The organism is Micromonospora radicis, from assembly GCF_003583405.1.
Classification (GTDB): domain Bacteria; phylum Actinomycetota; class Actinomycetes; order Mycobacteriales; family Micromonosporaceae; genus Micromonospora; species Micromonospora radicis.
In genome coordinates this window covers 1-15,267 of sequence record NZ_QXEC01000002.1, presented here as the reverse complement: position 1 = coordinate 15,267, position 15,267 = coordinate 1, and the positions used below count along the sequence as shown (strand labels likewise).

The 15,267-nt window shown below is 70.8% G+C and carries 16 protein-coding genes; 4 read left to right on the top strand and 12 right to left on the bottom strand.

Annotated elements, in window-relative coordinates; genetic code table 11:
* Positions 1-29 precede the first annotated feature (29 nt).
* From D2L64_RS02680 to D2L64_RS02645, 8 genes are read right to left on the bottom strand one after another with little or no spacing between them, the layout of a single operon-like run.
* Positions 30-950, bottom strand: coding sequence for an SDR family NAD(P)-dependent oxidoreductase (locus D2L64_RS02680; RefSeq protein ID WP_119572880.1), 921 nt, complete (start codon positions 948-950; stop codon positions 30-32).
* The gene (locus D2L64_RS02675; RefSeq protein WP_119572879.1) at positions 947-2,131 is read right to left on the bottom strand and encodes an acetyl-CoA acetyltransferase; all 1,185 of its coding nucleotides are present in this window, start codon (positions 2,129-2,131) and stop codon (positions 947-949) included. The genes D2L64_RS02680 and D2L64_RS02675 overlap by 4 nt, the downstream gene beginning before the upstream one ends.
* On the bottom strand, positions 2,121-3,515 hold the full coding sequence (locus D2L64_RS02670) for a hydroxymethylglutaryl-CoA synthase (RefSeq protein ID WP_119572878.1): 1,395 nt from the start codon (positions 3,513-3,515) through the stop codon (positions 2,121-2,123). The genes D2L64_RS02675 and D2L64_RS02670 overlap by 11 nt, the downstream gene beginning before the upstream one ends.
* Before the next feature lie 16 nt (positions 3,516-3,531).
* Positions 3,532-4,323, bottom strand: coding sequence for an ABC transporter ATP-binding protein (locus D2L64_RS02665; RefSeq protein WP_119572877.1), 792 nt, complete (start codon positions 4,321-4,323; stop codon positions 3,532-3,534).
* Positions 4,320-5,195, bottom strand: a complete 876-nt coding sequence (locus tag D2L64_RS02660; protein WP_158603439.1) for an ABC transporter permease — start codon at positions 5,193-5,195, stop codon at positions 4,320-4,322. The genes D2L64_RS02665 and D2L64_RS02660 overlap by 4 nt, the downstream gene beginning before the upstream one ends.
* Before the next feature lie 5 nt (positions 5,196-5,200).
* Entirely contained in the window at positions 5,201-6,124 is a 924-nt protein-coding gene (locus tag D2L64_RS02655; RefSeq protein ID WP_158603438.1) for an ABC transporter permease, read from the bottom strand.
* Positions 6,121-6,966: an ABC transporter ATP-binding protein gene (locus D2L64_RS02650; RefSeq protein ID WP_199714380.1), complete on the bottom strand. Its 846-nt coding sequence runs from the start codon at positions 6,964-6,966 to the stop codon at positions 6,121-6,123. Before D2L64_RS02650 ends, D2L64_RS02655 begins: the two co-directional genes overlap by 4 nt.
* Before the next feature lie 2 nt (positions 6,967-6,968).
* Positions 6,969-8,492, bottom strand: coding sequence for an ABC transporter substrate-binding protein (locus D2L64_RS02645; protein WP_158603437.1), 1,524 nt, complete (start codon positions 8,490-8,492; stop codon positions 6,969-6,971).
* 193 nt (positions 8,493-8,685) lie between these two features.
* Here D2L64_RS02645 and D2L64_RS02640 point away from each other — a divergent pair, with 193 nt between their 5' ends.
* From D2L64_RS02640 to D2L64_RS02630, 3 genes are read left to right on the top strand one after another with little or no spacing between them, the layout of a single operon-like run.
* Complete coding sequence (locus tag D2L64_RS02640; protein WP_158603436.1) at positions 8,686-9,423, top strand: enoyl-CoA hydratase/isomerase family protein; 738 nt, start codon at positions 8,686-8,688, stop codon at positions 9,421-9,423.
* On the top strand, positions 9,420-10,238 hold the full coding sequence (locus D2L64_RS02635; protein ID WP_119572871.1) for a VOC family protein: 819 nt from the start codon (positions 9,420-9,422) through the stop codon (positions 10,236-10,238). Before D2L64_RS02640 ends, D2L64_RS02635 begins: the two co-directional genes overlap by 4 nt.
* Positions 10,238-10,750, top strand: coding sequence for a flavin reductase family protein (locus D2L64_RS02630; protein WP_158603435.1), 513 nt, complete (start codon positions 10,238-10,240; stop codon positions 10,748-10,750). The genes D2L64_RS02635 and D2L64_RS02630 overlap by 1 nt, the downstream gene beginning before the upstream one ends.
* A 19-nt stretch (positions 10,751-10,769) precedes the next feature.
* On the opposite strand, the gene D2L64_RS02625 is transcribed toward D2L64_RS02630, so the two are convergent.
* The gene (locus D2L64_RS02625) at positions 10,770-11,246 is read right to left on the bottom strand and encodes a MaoC family dehydratase (RefSeq protein ID WP_119572869.1); all 477 of its coding nucleotides are present in this window, start codon (positions 11,244-11,246) and stop codon (positions 10,770-10,772) included.
* Positions 11,247-11,352: 106 nt separating this feature from the next.
* On the opposite strand from D2L64_RS02625, the gene D2L64_RS02620 reads away from it, so the two are divergent.
* Complete coding sequence (locus tag D2L64_RS02620; protein WP_119572868.1) at positions 11,353-12,504, top strand: acyl-CoA dehydrogenase family protein; 1,152 nt, start codon at positions 11,353-11,355, stop codon at positions 12,502-12,504.
* Between the two features lie 13 nt (positions 12,505-12,517).
* Here D2L64_RS02620 and D2L64_RS02615 read toward each other — a convergent pair whose 3' ends face one another.
* The 3 genes from D2L64_RS02615 to D2L64_RS02605 form a co-directional block, all read right to left on the bottom strand.
* Positions 12,518-13,156 carry a TetR/AcrR family transcriptional regulator gene (locus tag D2L64_RS02615; RefSeq protein WP_119572867.1) on the bottom strand — a complete coding sequence of 213 codons (639 nt, stop codon included), beginning with the start codon at positions 13,154-13,156 and terminating at the stop codon, positions 12,518-12,520.
* Positions 13,157-13,578: 422 nt separating this feature from the next.
* Positions 13,579-14,415 (bottom strand): NAD(P)H-binding protein, encoded by an 837-nt coding sequence (locus D2L64_RS02610; RefSeq protein ID WP_119572866.1) that lies wholly within the window; start codon positions 14,413-14,415, stop codon positions 13,579-13,581.
* Positions 14,412-15,267: NAD(P)H-binding protein (locus D2L64_RS02605; protein ID WP_199714379.1), on the bottom strand; the 856-nt coding region annotated here is incomplete at its 5' end. The genes D2L64_RS02610 and D2L64_RS02605, both read right to left, overlap by 4 nt.

The window sequence follows — 15,267 nt, the reverse complement described above, 5'->3', positions numbered from 1 at the left end:
GTGACTCGCTTTCTGTGCGGTCCGCGTCCTCAGGCGGACGGAGTGGTGGGCGTGGCGAGCATCCGTTGGATCAGGGTGACCTCGTCCGCCCCGCTGTCGGGGACGATGAAGTCGTCCAGCCGGCAGATCTCGTCGATCGATTCGCAGATGTCGTCGGGGGTCGCCGGCTCGGCCCCGCCGTACCAGCCGGGCGTGACGCCCAGGAAGATCCGGCCGACCCGGCCACCGCCGACGGTGAGGATGTGCCGGTTGACCCGGCACTGCTCCGAGGCGAGGAAGGTCGCCACCGCCGCGACGTGCCGCGGGTCGAACCGCTCGGTCAGTTCGCCGAGCAGGTTCTCGGTCATCCGGGTCGCGGCGGTGGGCGCGATCGCGTTGACCAGGATGCCGTGCCGGGCGCCCTCCAGCGCGAGGACGTTCATCAGGCCGATCAGGCCGGTCTTGGCGGCTCCGTAGTTGGCCTGGCCGAAGTTGCCGAACAGCCCGGACGACGAGCTGGTCAGCACGATCCGGCCGTAGCCCCGCTCGACCAGGTGCGGCCAGGCCGGACGCAGTACGTGGAAGGCGCCGGCGAGGTGCACGTCGAGCACGTCCGTGACGTCCTCGTCGCGCATCTTCGCCAGGGTACGGTCCCGCAGGATGCCGGCGTTGTGGATGACCGCGTCGAGCCGGCCGTACTCGTCGATCGCCCGCCGGACGAGACTCGCGCCGCCCTCGGCGGTGGCGATCGAGTCGACGGAGGCGGTGGCCACCCCACCGGCGGCGCGGATCTCGTCGACGACCTGCTGGGCCGCGCCCGAGGAGCCGGCACCGTCGACGCTGCCGCCGAGGTCGTTGACCACCACCCGCGCACCACGTTCGGCCAGCGTGTGGGCGTGCGCCCGGCCGATGCCGTTGCCGGCACCGGTCACGATGACCACCCGAGCGTCGAGACTGACCCGCGCGCTCATCGCTCTGCCCCCAGCACCGCGACGAAGGCGACGCAGGAGCCTGGCTGCCCGCCGAGGTTCTGCGCGAGCGCCAGCCGGGCGCCGGGCACCTGGCGGTCACCGGCCGCACCGCGCAGTTGGGTGAAGCACTCGAACATCATCCGCAGCCCGGTGGCGCCGATCGGGTGGCCGAACGACTTGAGCCCGCCGTCGGTGTTCACCGGCAACGCCCCGCCCAGGTCGTAACGGCCGTCGAGGATGTCACGCCACGCCGTGCCCCGCGCGGAGAAACCCAGGTCTTCCATCAGCACCACCTCGGTCGGTGTGAAGCAGTCGTGTACCTCAGCCAGGGATATCTCGGTCGCCGGGTCGGTGACCCCGGCCTGTTCGTACGCCTGCCGGGCCGCCTCGACGACCTCGGGGAAGGTGGTGAAGTCGTAGCCGTCGGTGGCCAGTCCGGCGCCCGAACCGGCGACGAAACCCATGCCGCGCAGGAACACCGGCCGGTCGGTGTACCGGTAGGCGTCCTCGGCCCGGACCAGGATGGCCGCCGCCGCGCCGTCGGAGACACCCGAGCAGTCCAGCACGCCGAGTGGCCCGGCGATGCGGGGCGAGTTCTCGACCGCCTCGGCGGTGACCGCCCTACGGAACTGAGCCCGTTCGTTCAACGCGCCGTTCGCGTGGTTCTTCGTCGCGACCTTCGTCAACGCGCGACGCATGTCCCGCTCGTCCACCCCGTACGCCCGCTGGTAGGCGGGGGCGAGCAGGGAGAATCCGGCCGGCGCGGTCCAGTCGACATCGGTGCCGTCGGCCGGTGGGAGGACCGCGGACAGGCCGGAGTACGACGAGTCCTTCAGCTTCTCGACACCGGTGGCCATCACCATGTCGTACGCACCGGAGGCGACCGCGAACGCGGCGTTGCGGAACGCCTCCGAACCGGTGGCGCAGTAGTTCTCCACCCGGGTGACCGGCTTGCCGACCAGCCGCAACGGCCGGGCCAGGGTCTGCCCGGACAGGCCCGAGCCCTGGGTACCGACCCAGAACGCGTCGACGTCGTCGAGCGTCACGGTCGGCAGGGCGCCCACGCACTCCCGTACGGCGGCCACCAGCAGGTCGTCGGCGGAGGAGTGCCAGTGGTCCCGGAACGGGGTACAGCCCATCGCGACGATCGCGACGTCCTGACTCGTTCGCCTACTGCCCATCGGTGCCGTCCTTCCCGGGGCGGAGCTTCCAGAAGTAGTTGTGGATCGAGTCGGTGGTCCACAGCCGACGGAAGGTCGGCGTCATCGGCATCCCGACGACGACCTCGGCGGGCGCCACGTCGGTGGCGTACGCGCTGAGCCGACCACCGCCGTCGACGTCGGCGACGACGATCGCCACCTCCGGCTCGGGCAAAGTGGTCAGGTGATCGCGGGTCATCGACACGACCCGGGCGGTCCGGTCGCGCAACGAGACCTTCGGGTCACCGTCGCCGACGACGCCGCAGGCGGCGCAGACCCGACCCGGCGGCGTGGTGATCGCCCCACACGCGCCGCACCGGCTGCCCTCCAGCCGGTACTTCCAACCGGTCCGGCGGTACATCGGCGGGGCGGCCGGTGCCGGCGCGGCCGGCCGGGCCGGGCCCTGCACGTCCAGCAGCCCACGCCAGCGCAGGTAGCGGCCGTACCCGACGGACTGCCGGGCGGCGAGTTGGGCGCGCACGGACGGACCGCCACGCACCCCGCGTACGTCGTCGCCGACCCGCAGCACGAACGCGTCGGCGCCCTCGGTGGCCGACAGCAGCAGGATCGTCTGACCGGGCTGCGCCTCGTCGAGCGCGGCGGCGAGCAGCAGACCCGGATGGGCGGCACCGGTGAAGCCGGTGAGTCGTTCGATCTCCGCGTCCCGCCCCGCGCCACGCAACACCCGGCGCAGCGTCGCCGCGACCCGCGCGTTCGACGACGACACCACCACCTCGTCGACCGCGGCCAGGCCCGCCTCGCCGAGGGCACGGCGAGCCGTTCCCAGCCCGGCTTCGACGAGGACGTCGGCGGTGAACCGCTCGTCCCAGATCCGGTCGTGCCGCTCCCCCGGCAGCCGCCACCGCTCCAACACCTCGGTGGTGCGGCCGGCGCTGGCCAGCAGCAGCGCGGCACGGGCGCCGCCGCCGACGAAGGCCGCGGCGGCGTCGCCCTGGGCCAACTCGTCGGGGGCGCCGGGCCGGGTGGTACGCAGGTCGGCCAGGGCCACCACCGCACCGGAACGGGCGGCGGTGTCGAGAGCGGTCGCGCCGGAGCGGTGCCCACGCAGGTCGGCCGCGCCGACGGCGGGGTCCAGTCCGAGGGCCTCGTGCACCACGCCGGCCGAGGTCTTCGCCTCGTACGGTGCGGCGGTGGTCGCCAGGAAGAGGTGTCGGGCGGCCGGGGCGTCGGCGGCGATGTGCCGTAGTGCCTCGACGGCCATGGTGATGCTGTCCTCGTCGTACCCGGCGACGCTGCGGACCGGGCCGCCGGCGCGGGGCGGCCCGGTCGCGTCGAGGCGGTTGTCGTGCAGGGCGTACGCCGGTAGGTAGGCCGCGTAGGCGTCGAGGCCGGACTGCTCGGGCATGGGTCGCGGTTCTCCTTCAGCTCCACGAGGGGATGGCGGCGAGCAGCCGCCGGGTGTACTCCTGCTGCGGCTGCTCCAACACCTGGTCGGCATCGCCGTGTTCGACGACCCGGCCCCGGCTCATCACCGCGATCCGGTCGCACAGGTCGCTGGCGAGCATCAGGTCGTGGGTGACGAACAGCAGGCCGATGCCGAGTTCGTCGACCAGGGTGCGGAACAGCTCGACGACCTTCGTCTGGGTGGTGACGTCGAGCGCGGTGGTGCACTCGTCGGCGATCACCAGTGCGGGGCGGGTGACCACGGCCAGTCCGATGGCGGCCCGCTGCCGCAGGCCGCCGGAGAGCTGGTGGGGGTAGCTGTCCAGGACCCGGGTGGGATCGGTGATGCGCATCTGCGCCAGCACCTCCACCGAGCGCCGTTCGACCTCGGCCCGGGTGATGTCCCGGACGTGGCGGCGCAGCACCTCGGCGAGCTGGGTGCGTACCTTCATCAGTGGGTTCAGCGACCGTGACGCGTCCTGGAAGACCATGCCCACGGCGCTGCCACGGATCCGGTCGGTACGGTCGACGCCGGGTGCCACGACCGTCTGCCCCGCCAGCGTGATGGCACCCTGGTCGACGCGTACGTTGCGTTCCAGCAGCCCGACGACGGCACGGGCCAGGGTGGTCTTGCCGCTGCCCGACTCGCCGACCACCCCGATGATCTGGCCGGCGCGCAGTTCGAGGTCGACGGCGTCCAGCAGGCGCAGGTCGTCCGCGGCAAGCCGGGCGGTGACGGTCAGGCCGGAGACGGTCAGCAGCTCACTCATCGGCGCCTCTTCCGGGGATCGTGGTGGGTCAGCAGCGCGTCGCCGAGCAGGTTCACCAGCAGCACCAGCAGGGTGATGGCCAGGCCGGGGAAGAACGCGATCCACCACGCCTGGCTCAGCTCGTCCTGCCCGGAGGCGAGCATCGAGCCCCAGCTGGCCCTCGGCGGCACCACGCCCAGGCCGAGGAAGCTCAACGCGCTCTCCACCAGGATCGCGGTACCCACCTGGAGGGTGCCGAGCGCGACGATGGTGCCGGCGAGGTTGGGCAGGATGTGCCGCAGCACGATGCGGGTCTCGGAGGCACCGGCGGCGCGCAGCCCGAAGACGAACTGGCGCTCCCGGACGGCCAGGGTCGCGGAGCGGGTGACCCGGGCACAGACGGCCCAGCCGGTGAGGGCGAGTACCAGGAACAGCACCGGCAGCGAGCTGCCCCGGTTCGCGATGATGGCGAGGGCGACCAGGATGAACGGCAGGGCCAGCTGAGCGTTGATGAGGACCGAGATGACCCGGTCGACCCAGCCACGGAAGTAGCCGGCCAACACGCCGAGCAGTGTTCCCGGGACGATCGCGACGAGCGCACCGACCAGGCCGATCACGATGGTCAGCCGGCCGGCCGAGACGAACTGGGTGAGCACGTCCTGACCGAGCTTGTCGGTGCCGAGGGGATGTGCCCAGGCACCGCCGTCGAGGAAGCCGGGCGGCTGGCGGGTGGCGTCCAGGTTCTGCCCGGCGTCGGGCAGCAGCCCGGTCAGCGGCAGCAGGAACACCAGCCCGACGGTGACCGCCAGCGGCAGGGACAGCCAGAACACCGAGGTACGCGGGCGGCGGCTGGCCCGCCGCACCGACACCGGATCGAGTTGGAGATGACTCACGGCCCTCACCGCACCCTCGGGTCGACGATCGAGTGGACGAGGTCAACGAGCAGGTTCAGCAGCACGAAGACCAGCGCCCCGAAGACGACGATCGCCTGCACCAGCGGGAAGTCGCGGAACTGGATGGCCTGCAACGCGAGCTGCCCGAGGCCGGGCCAGGAGTAGACGTACTCGACCGCGACCGCGCCGGAGAGCAGGATGCCGGTCTGCAACACGACGATGGTCAGGATCGGCATCATGGCGTTCTTGAACGCGTGCCGCCACACGATCCGCCACCCCGCGATGCCCCGGGCCCGGGCGGAGTCGATGTAGGGCTCGGCCAGCGCCTCGCTCATCGAGGCCCGGGTGAGCCGGGCGATGTGCGCCATCGGGTAGACCGACATGGTCAGCGCGGGCAGCACGAGATGCTTCGGGGTGCCCGACTGCCCGGCGGGTAGCCAACCGAGCTTGACCGCGAACAGCACCACCAGCATCATGCCGAACCAGAAGACGGGCACCGACTGCCCGAGCAGCGCGAGGGTGGAGGCGGCCCGGTCCCACCGGGTGCCCTCGCGGGTGGCCGCGAGCACGCCGAGCGGGACGCCGACGAGCAGGGCGAGGCTCATGCCGGCGGCGACCAGTTGCAACGTGTACGGCAGCCGGTCGGCGATCATCGAGGTGTTCGACTGGTAGAACTGCAGGGACTGACCGAGGTCGCCGGTGAGGACGCCCTTGAGGTAGTCGAGGTACTGCACGACCAGGGGCAGGTCGAGCCCGAGTTCGTGGCGCAACGCCGCACGCTGTTCGGGTGGGGCCATCGGCCCGAGGATGGTCGTGGTCGGATCGCCGGAGAGCCGGCCCAGCACGAACGCCAGGCTCAGGGCGATGAGCAGCGACGCGAACAGCGACGCGAGTCGGCCGCCGACGCGGCGTACGGTGCTGGCCTTCATCGGCGGGACCTCCATCGGGCACCGGGCATCGCGGCGAGCAGTTCGCGGGTGTACTCGTGGACCGGCGCCACGAAGACCTGCTCGCAGGGGCCCGCCTCGACGACCTGACCCCGGTACATGACGTGCACCTCGGCGCAGAGCGAGCGGACCACGGCCAGGTCGTGACTGATCATCAGCAGCGCGGCCCCGGTGCTCGCCCGGATCTCCTGGAGCAGGGCCAGCACGTCGGCCTGGACGGAGACGTCGAGGCCGGAGGTGGGTTCGTCGGCCACGATCAGGCGGGGGCGCATCAGTAGCGCGCGGGCGATGCAGACCCGCTGTGCCTGGCCGCCGGAGAGCTGGTGCGGGTAGCGATCGAGAATCTCCGGGGCGAGCCGGACCCGGCCGAGCAACTCGGCGTCCTCGATCCAGGAGGTGCGCCGGGGTTGCAGTGCGCGTAGTTCCCGCAGCCCGGAGCGCACCGACTGGCGCGGGTCCAGGGAGCCGTGCGGATCCTGGAAGACCACCTGCACCTCGGGCCGCAACCGGCGAAGTTCCCGGCGGCCGATGGTGGACAGCGAGTGGCCGAGCAGCCGGATGTCACCGGTACCGCGCGCGCCCAGGCCGGTAGCGGCCATCGCGAGCGTCGTCTTGCCGGATCCGGACTCACCGACCACAGCGACGCTCGCGCCCGGCGCGATGCTCAGGGACACGTGGTCCACGGCCCGGAACACCTCGCCGGTGCTCCGGTTGCGGTGCTCGACCACGAGATCGCCGACCACCAGTACGGGGTTCTCCGGCTCCGAGGTGCGGGGATGCGGGGCGCCGGCGCCCCGCATCCCCGTCCGCACTGCGTCGGACATCGTCAGCGGGTCGTCTTCGTGAAGTCCACGGTGTTCAGAGGACCGAAGACCACACCACTGACACCGGGTGCGGTGGCGTAGTTGAAGACCTGCCGGTACAGCGGCACGTAGCAGTGCTTCTCCACCACCCCGATGGTGTTCAGCTGGTCGTAGATGGGTGCGGCCCGCTCGGCGTCGTCCTGTTGGAGCGCCTCCTGCGCCAGCGCGTCGAGGCGCGGATCGGGGCAGTTGCCGGTGAGGGACTGGGTCTTCATGAAGCCGCTGACGAAGTAGTCGGGCACGGCGACGTTCGGCACCCCGGCGAAGATCGAGATGCCCGGTACCTGGCGGCCGATGATCCGCTTGACCAGCGTGCCGTAGTCCAGCGACTCGTACTTCACCGTGAATCCGGCCTGCTCAAGGCTTCCGCCGACGGCCTGCGCCACCTCCTCGATGTTGGTGTACTGCGCGGCCGGATAGGTGATCTGCACGGTCGGACCGCCGCCGCCGACGAGTTCCTTGGCGCGAGCCGGATTCGCGGTCACCTGCTGCGCCGGCTGCTGGCCGGGTCGGACGTTGAGCAGGCCGGCGTCGGCGACGGCGTGACCGTCGAAGATGCCCTTGACGATCGCGTCGCGGTCGATGGCCAGGGCCGCCGCCTCACGCAGCTTCGGATCGTCGAACGGCGCCTTAGTCGAGTCGAGGAAGGCGATGATCTTCATGGCGGTCTCGGTACTCACCACCTCGACACCGGCCGATCTGGCGGCGGTGGCCTGGGCCGGCGGGAGGTCGAAGGAGATGTCGACGCTCTTGCTCTGGATCAGTGCCAGCCGCTGCGCCGCCTCGTTGGCCCAGGTGAAGGTGATGCCCTCGTTCGCCGGTGCGGCACCCCAGTAGTCGGGGTTGCGCTTGACCGAGATGTCGCGTCCGGCGTTGGCGCCCGCCCACACGTACGGGCCGGTGCCGACCGGCGCGGCGGCGAAGCCCTCCGACCCCTTCTCCTGGTAGTACTTCGGCGGCACCAGGTAGACCGTGGTGAGCAGGTCGGGGATGTTGTACTGCGGGGTCTTGGTCTGCACCACGACGGTGCCGGCGTCGGGTGCCTCGATCGAGGTGACGTTGCCGAAGTAGGACTTCAGCGGGGAGGCCGCCGTGTCGCGGGTGAGGGTGATGGTGTTCGCGACCGCCGCCGCGTCGGCCTTCTCGCCGTTGCTGAAGCTGATGTCGGGCCGGACCGTGAACGTCCAGGTCGTCGCATCGGTGCGGGTCCAGTTGGTGAGCAGGCCGGTGTCGGTGGGGGCGAGGTCGGCGTCGGTGTTGATCAGAGGTTCGAGCATGGTCGCCCAGACGATCTGGGCGGAGCGGGCGCCGACGATCGGATCGAGGGTCGCGGGCTGGGCCGCGAGCAGTGCGCGGATCGGCGCGGAGCTGGACGGGCCGGAGTCCGCCGGGTCCGGGCCACCGCAGGCGGTGACGCCGATGCTGGCGACCGCAAGGGCGGTGGCGAGTGCCAGGGTGCGCCGAGAGTGCGAGGATTTCATGATCATCATGGGTGTCCTTCACAGCGAATGGACCCGTCATGCCCCCGCGTGACGCGGCGGTGACGTTCGCCACAAAGTACCGACCAGCCGGTATCAAGTCAACGGGTCGCACGGGTATCTCGTTCATGACATTCGCGTTTCAATGCCTGGCCGACCAGCGGGATTGCCTTCATACCGACCGGTATGTATGATCACGTGGGTGATCATCACCCTCACCCATGAACGCGACAGGCGCGTGGCCCGGGTGCGCTACGACAACGCGACGCGGGGCAACTGCTTCGACCACGCCGCGCTGCACGATCTCGTCGAGACCCTGGAGTCCGCAGCGGCGGACGAGACCTGCGCGATCATCCACCTGGAAATGGCCGGTCGACACTTCTGCGGCGGCTGGGACACCTCGTCGTTCGGCCGACTCGCCCGCGCCAGTGTGCAGGAGATCGCCGCCGACCTGCGGGACAGCGACCTCGCCCTGCACCGGATCCGGCAACTGCCGGTCCCGGTGGTGGCCGCCGTCCGCGGCGAGGTCATCGGCTTCGGCGCCGGCCTGCTGCACGCCGTGCATCTTCCGGTGGCCGCGACGAGCGCCCGGATGTCCCTGCCGGAGGCCCGTTACGGCTTCGCGCCGGCCGGCGTCGGCCACACCATCGCCCAGTCGCTGCCCCGGGCGCACGCCTACCACCTGCTGACCGGCGCCGCAGCGGCCACGGCGGCACAGTTGCTCGCCTGGGGCCTGGTCGCCCGGGTCGTCGACGACGACCACGTGGACCACGAGGTGGACGCCCTCATCGACGCGCTGCTCGCCGTGCCGGGTCGGACCGTACGCGCGGTGGTCCAGGTCGTCGAGTCGAGCCTGACGACCGGCCGCCCCGAGCACGCCTACGACGTCTCCGCCGGCACCATCCGGGCGGGGCTGAACGCCGAGGAGTCGCGCGGATGAGCCAACGATTCCGGCCCGGCGAGGCCGTCTGGGTGGAGCTCTGCACGCCGCGGCCGGAGCAGGCCGAGGACTTCTACCGCGTGCTGTTCGGCTGGACGGTCCGTACCGAGCGGCTGGGCACCACGACGTACCGGATGTGCAGCCTGCAGGGCCGCGATGTCGCCGGCATCTCCGACGCGGCCGGCCTGCACGGCGGGCGCCCCCGAGGTTGGATCGCCTACTTCGCGGTCGAGGACATCCATCGGTCGGCCGCCCAGGCGGTCGCCCTCGGCGGCGAGTTGGTCACCCCGCCACGCTACCTGCCGGCCGCCGGCACCGGCGCCGTCGTCATCGACCCGTTCGGTGCCGCCTTCGGCCTCTACCAGGGCGAGTCGAGAGCCGGTGTGCAGGTGCTCAACTCGGACGGCGCACTGTGCTGGAACGAGCTCGACACCGGCGAGCCCGAACGGTCGGTGGCCTACTACCGCACACTGTTCGGCTACACCATCCGCGAGCGCGACGACGGGCCGACCGCACGCCCGTACACCCTGCTGATGCTCGGGGACGTGCCGGTCGCCGGTGTTCTCGAACTGGACAACGACTGGCCCAACCTCATCCCGGCGAAGTGGATCACGTACTTCGCGGTGGCCGACCTCGACGACGCCCTGGCCACGGTCTGCGCGCTCGGTGGCACGCCGACGATCGGCCCGGTCGGCAGCCCGTACGGACGTCTGCACCTGGTGAAGGACCCCGGCGGGCACACCCTCTGCCTCATCCAACTGGAAGGCGGACTCCGCCCCGAGCACCACTCCTGCGACCCGGCGGTGAACCGATGATGGCCCAGCCCCTGTTCGACTCCACCGAGTTCCGCCAGGTGTGCGGGCACTTCCCGACCGGCGTCACGGCGGTCACGGCGGTGACCGGCGACGGAGTCATGGCCGCGCTGACGGTCAACTCGTTCACCTCGGTGTCGCTGCGGCCGGCGAAGGTGCTGTTCTGTGTGATCAGCTCCTCGTCGAGTTTTCCGATCCTGATGGAGTCCGACCGCATCGCGATCCACATTCTCGGTCAGGACCAGGAGGACGTGGCGCGTCGGTTCGCCACCTCCGGACTGACCGGTGCGCAGAAGCTCGACGGCGTCTCCTGGGTGCCCGGCCCCGACCGGGTCCCGCTGTTGCCCGGCACCCCGGCGATCCTGGCCGGACGCCGGGACGAGGTGATCACCAGCGGTGACCACGTGATCGTCGTACTCGACATCGATCACGTACATCTGAAGCCGTCGAGCGTCCCCGCGCTGTCGTTCTATCGGGGCCGGTTCGTCGCTCCCGGCGCGCCGGCGGCCGAGTGACCGCCGGCCCGGCCGGCGCTCAGGGGTGGTACCGGAACAGGATCTCGGCGACACAGCAGGTCGTCGAGTCCCGGGCGAACTCCACCACCACGCTGGCCTTGGCCTGCACGCCGCCGTCGGTACCGGCGACCGGCGTCGCGGCGACCAGCGTCGCGGTGCCCTGGATCGGCACTCCGGGCGGCAGCGGCTTGACGAACCGGACCCGGTCCAGCCCGTAGTTGACCCCCATGCCGAAGGTCTCCACCTCGAGGATGTCGGCGAGCAGGCGCGGCACCAGCGCCAGGGTCAGGAAGCCGTGGACGATCGTGGTGCCGAACGGCCCGGAACGGGCCCGCTGCACGTCGACGTGGATCCACTGGTGGTCCCGGGTCACGTCGGCGAACTGGTCGACCTGCTGCTGGGTCACCACCTGCGGCTCGCTGACCCCCAGTTCCTGGCCGACCAGGTCCAGCAGATCACGCGGGGTGGGCACGACGGTTCGTACGGGCACTCGCATCTTCGGGTTCCTCCGTTCCGGACGGGTGTGGCGACGGCGGAGCGAGGACTTTAACATACCGACCGGATGGTATGGTCATCGTCCGTCGTCTGATCAGGAGGTTCCCGTGGGGTTCGAGGCATATCAGCTACCCGAGGAGCACACGGCCGTCCGAGAGGCGGTCCGCGCGGTGTGTGACGCCAAGGTCGCCCCGCACGCCGCCACCGCCGACGAGACGGCGACCTTCCCGCAGACCTCCTACGACGCGCTGCGCGCCGCCGACTTCCACGCCCCGCACATCCCGGTCGAGTACGGCGGTGCCGGCGCGGACGCCCTCGCCACCGCGATCGTCATCGAGGAGGTCGCCCGCGCCTGCGCCACTTCATCACTCGTCCCGGCCGGCAACAAGCTGGGCACCATGCCGTTGCTGCTCGCCGCCGGAGACCACCTCAAGCAGCGGTACCTTCCGCCGGTCGCCCGGGGCGAGGCGATGTTCTCGTACTGCCTCTCCGAGCCGGAGGCCGGCAGCGACGCGGCGGGGATGCGCACCCGGGCCGAACGCGACGGCGACCACTGGGTCCTTAACGGGGTCAAGCGCTGGATCACCAACGCCGGGCTGAGCGACTACTACACGGTGTTCGCGGTGACCGACCCGAACGCCCGGTCCCGTGGCATCTCCGCGTTCCTGGTGGAACGCTCCGACCCCGGCGTCAGCTTCGGCGCGCCGGAGAAGAAGCTCGGCATCAAGGGCTCGCCGACGCGCGAGGTCTACCTCGACAACACCCGGATTCCCGCCGACCGGATCATCGGAGCGCCGGGCACCGGGTTTGCCACCGCGATGCGCACCCTCGACCACACCCGGGTCACGATCGCCGCCCAGGCCATCGGCATCGCCCAGGGCGCCCTGGACTTCTCGCTCGGCTACGTCCGGGACCGCCAGCAGTTCGGCCGGCCCATCGCCGAGTTCCAGGGCATCCAGTTCATACTGGCCGACATGGGCATGTCGCTGGAGGCGGCGCGGCAGCTGACGTACGCGGCGGCCGGCAAGTCGGAGCGCGACGAGCCGGACCTGACGTACTTCGGCGCGGCGGCCAAGTGTTTCGCCTCCGACACGGCCATGCGGATCACCACCGACGCGGTGCAGCTGCTCGGCGGCTACGGCTACACCCGGGACTTCCCGCTGGAGCGGATGATGCGCGACGCGAAGATCACCCAGATCTACGAGGGCACCAACCAGGTCCAGCGTGTGGTCATGGCCCGCCGCCTCCTCGCTGGCTGAGGCGACCGGCGGATCAGGTGACCAGACCGTCCAGCACCATCGCGCTGAACTGGCGCGCCACCTCGTCGACGCTGAGCGGGCCGCCCACGTTGAGCCACTGGTACGCCCAGGCGCACATCCCGACCAGGCCGAAGGTGACGATCCGCGAATCCACGTCCGCCCGGAAGGCACCCTTGGCGAGACCATCCTGGATCATGCCGGCGAAGGCGGCCTCCACCAGATCCCGCTTCCGGGTCACCTCGGCGAACAGCTCACCGGTGAGATAGCGCCGCTCCTGATAGAAGATCGTCACGTGCGCCCGGTACTCGGCCACACTGGTGAGGCTGAAACGGATCAGCTCCGCGACCCGGACCCTCGGGTCGTCACTGCCGGCTTCGATCTGCTGGATCGCGGCCAACTGCGCGTCCAGGTACTCGTCCTGGATGTGCCGCAGCAGGTCGTCCTTGCTCTCGAAGTGGTGGTAGAAGGCACCCTTGGTGAGCCGGGCCTGGTCGGCGATCTCCTGCACCGACGTACGGTCGAAGCCACGCCGTTCGAAGAGTTCCAGCGCGCTCGTGATCAGGGACTTGCGGGTGTTCTCCGGGTCGTAGCCATCGGGCCAGCGTTGCCGGCGCCGGGTTCCCGCCGGCCGGCTGGACGTAGCACGAGCCATCTGCGGCCTCCGCCTCCCATTGGCACTGACAATCCAGGCATCCTACCGCCCGGTCGGAAGGTTCGCTGCCCGGCCGCCCCCGACCCTCCGTCGGCCGCGCCCCGCAACGGCATCTCGCCTCGGCCCGAGGCAGCCCGGGAAGACGGCCAGTCGAAACACCCGAGGCAAGTCCGTAGGGTCGACCGGGTGGCCGAGACAGACCGAACCCGATCTTTCCTACGTCGTCAACGCGACGCGCGTCCGCGCAGCCGCCGGCATGATCCTGCGTGACGAGGCCGGCCGGGTGTTACTGGTCCACCCGACCTACGCGATCTGCCGAGATGAGGATGTTTGCGCGGAGCGTTCGTCGCGCGTCGTGCTGGGTTGACGGTCGTGTGGGGCATGGTGGCCCGGACGGATCGCCATGCCCCACGATGAACGGTCTACCGGAAGTCGGTCGCGTGGTCGGTGGCCCATTGCGCGAATGTCCGCGCGGGTCGGCCGGTCAGGCGCGGGACGATGTCGGCCCACTCCTGGTTCGTCGGGGCGGGGGCACGCGCGGATTCCGCCCACATGGCGAAGATCCAGTCGACGAACGCCTCCGGATAGCCGTTGCTGATCCACTCGGCTCGGGCCTGGACCGGATCGAGTTCGTCGAATCGCACCGTGGCACCGATCGCAGTGCCGATCGCGTCGACCTGCGAGACGGTGGTGAATGCCTCGGGGCCGGCAAAGGTGTAGGTCCGGCCGGTGTGGCCGTCCTCGACGAGTACCTTTGCGGCGACCGCGGCGATGTCCGCCTCATGGGTGGGCTGGGTCACCGCAGCCCCGTACGGCCGGCGGACCACCCGACCTTCCTTGATGGTCGGGGCCCAGTCCAGCCAGTTCGCGGCGAACTCTCCAGGCCGAACATGCGTCCACTCCAGACCGGAGTCCTCGACCGCACGCTCGACCGCCAGGTATCCGTCCTGACTGTCGTCGGTGTCGGCCAGCGCCCCGGACAGCACGACGATGCGCCGCACGCTGGCCCGCTTCGCAGCAGCAACAACGTCACACGCTGTCCGTCCGACCGGGAACAGGTACATCCTCTCGACGCCGTTCAACGACGGCTCCAGGGACGAGTGGTCCGTCAGGTCGCCGCCGACGACCTCCACCCCGTCTGGAAGATTCGCCGCCGATGGCGTCCGCGTCAGTGCGCGGACCCGGTGGCCGGTCTTCACCAGTTCGGCGACGACGTGTCGGCCCACCATGCCGGTGGCACCCGTGACCAGAATCGTCATCGTGTCACCTCCGGCCGGAAGTCGGCGGCATGGTCGTTGGCCCACTGGGCGAACGTGCGCGGTGGTCGCTCCGTCACCTGCAGATAGGTGTCCGTCGGCGGCAACGCTCCCGTCCCGTCGACCGCGTCGGCGAGCAGCGCGATCATCCAGTCGGCGGTCTCCTCATCGAAGCCGTCGCGCAGCCATTTCCTGCGTGCCTCGGCCGGATCGAGTTCCTCGAATCGCACCTGCACGCCGATGGCGGCGCCGATCGCGGTGACCTGCTCCGCCTGTGAGACCTTCACCGGGCCGGTGACGGTGTACGCGGCACCGACATGGTCGTCGGTCAGCAACGCCGCGACTGCCACATCGGCGACGTCGGCCTCGTGGACCAGCGGATAGCCAGCGGACGCGTACGGCCCGCGCACCACCCGTCCGGCCCGGATCTGGTCGGCCCACTGCAGAGCGTTGGCGGCCAACAGGCCCGGCCGCACATGGGTCCATTCAGCGCCGGAGGCCTCCACCAGCAGTTCCAGCCCTCGGTGCGCTTCCTGCTCTTCGGTCAGGTGCCGCCCGAGGGCGCCGTTGCCTCCGGTTCCGGGTGGGAACCCGGCCGCCGCTGCGGAGTGCACGACGAACCGGGTGACGCCGGCCTTGACCGCCTCATCGACGAACCCATGGCCGGGCGCGGCGTGTACGAAGGGGAACAGGTACACCGACTGCACTCCGTCCAGCGCCGCTGGCCAGGTGCCGGGACGTTCGAAGTCTCCCTGGACTACCTCGGCGCTGTCCGGCAGCCGGCTTGTCTGCGGCCGGCGGGTCATCGCCCGCACCGGTTGCCCGGCCCGGACCAGTCGGGCCACCACCTGGCGC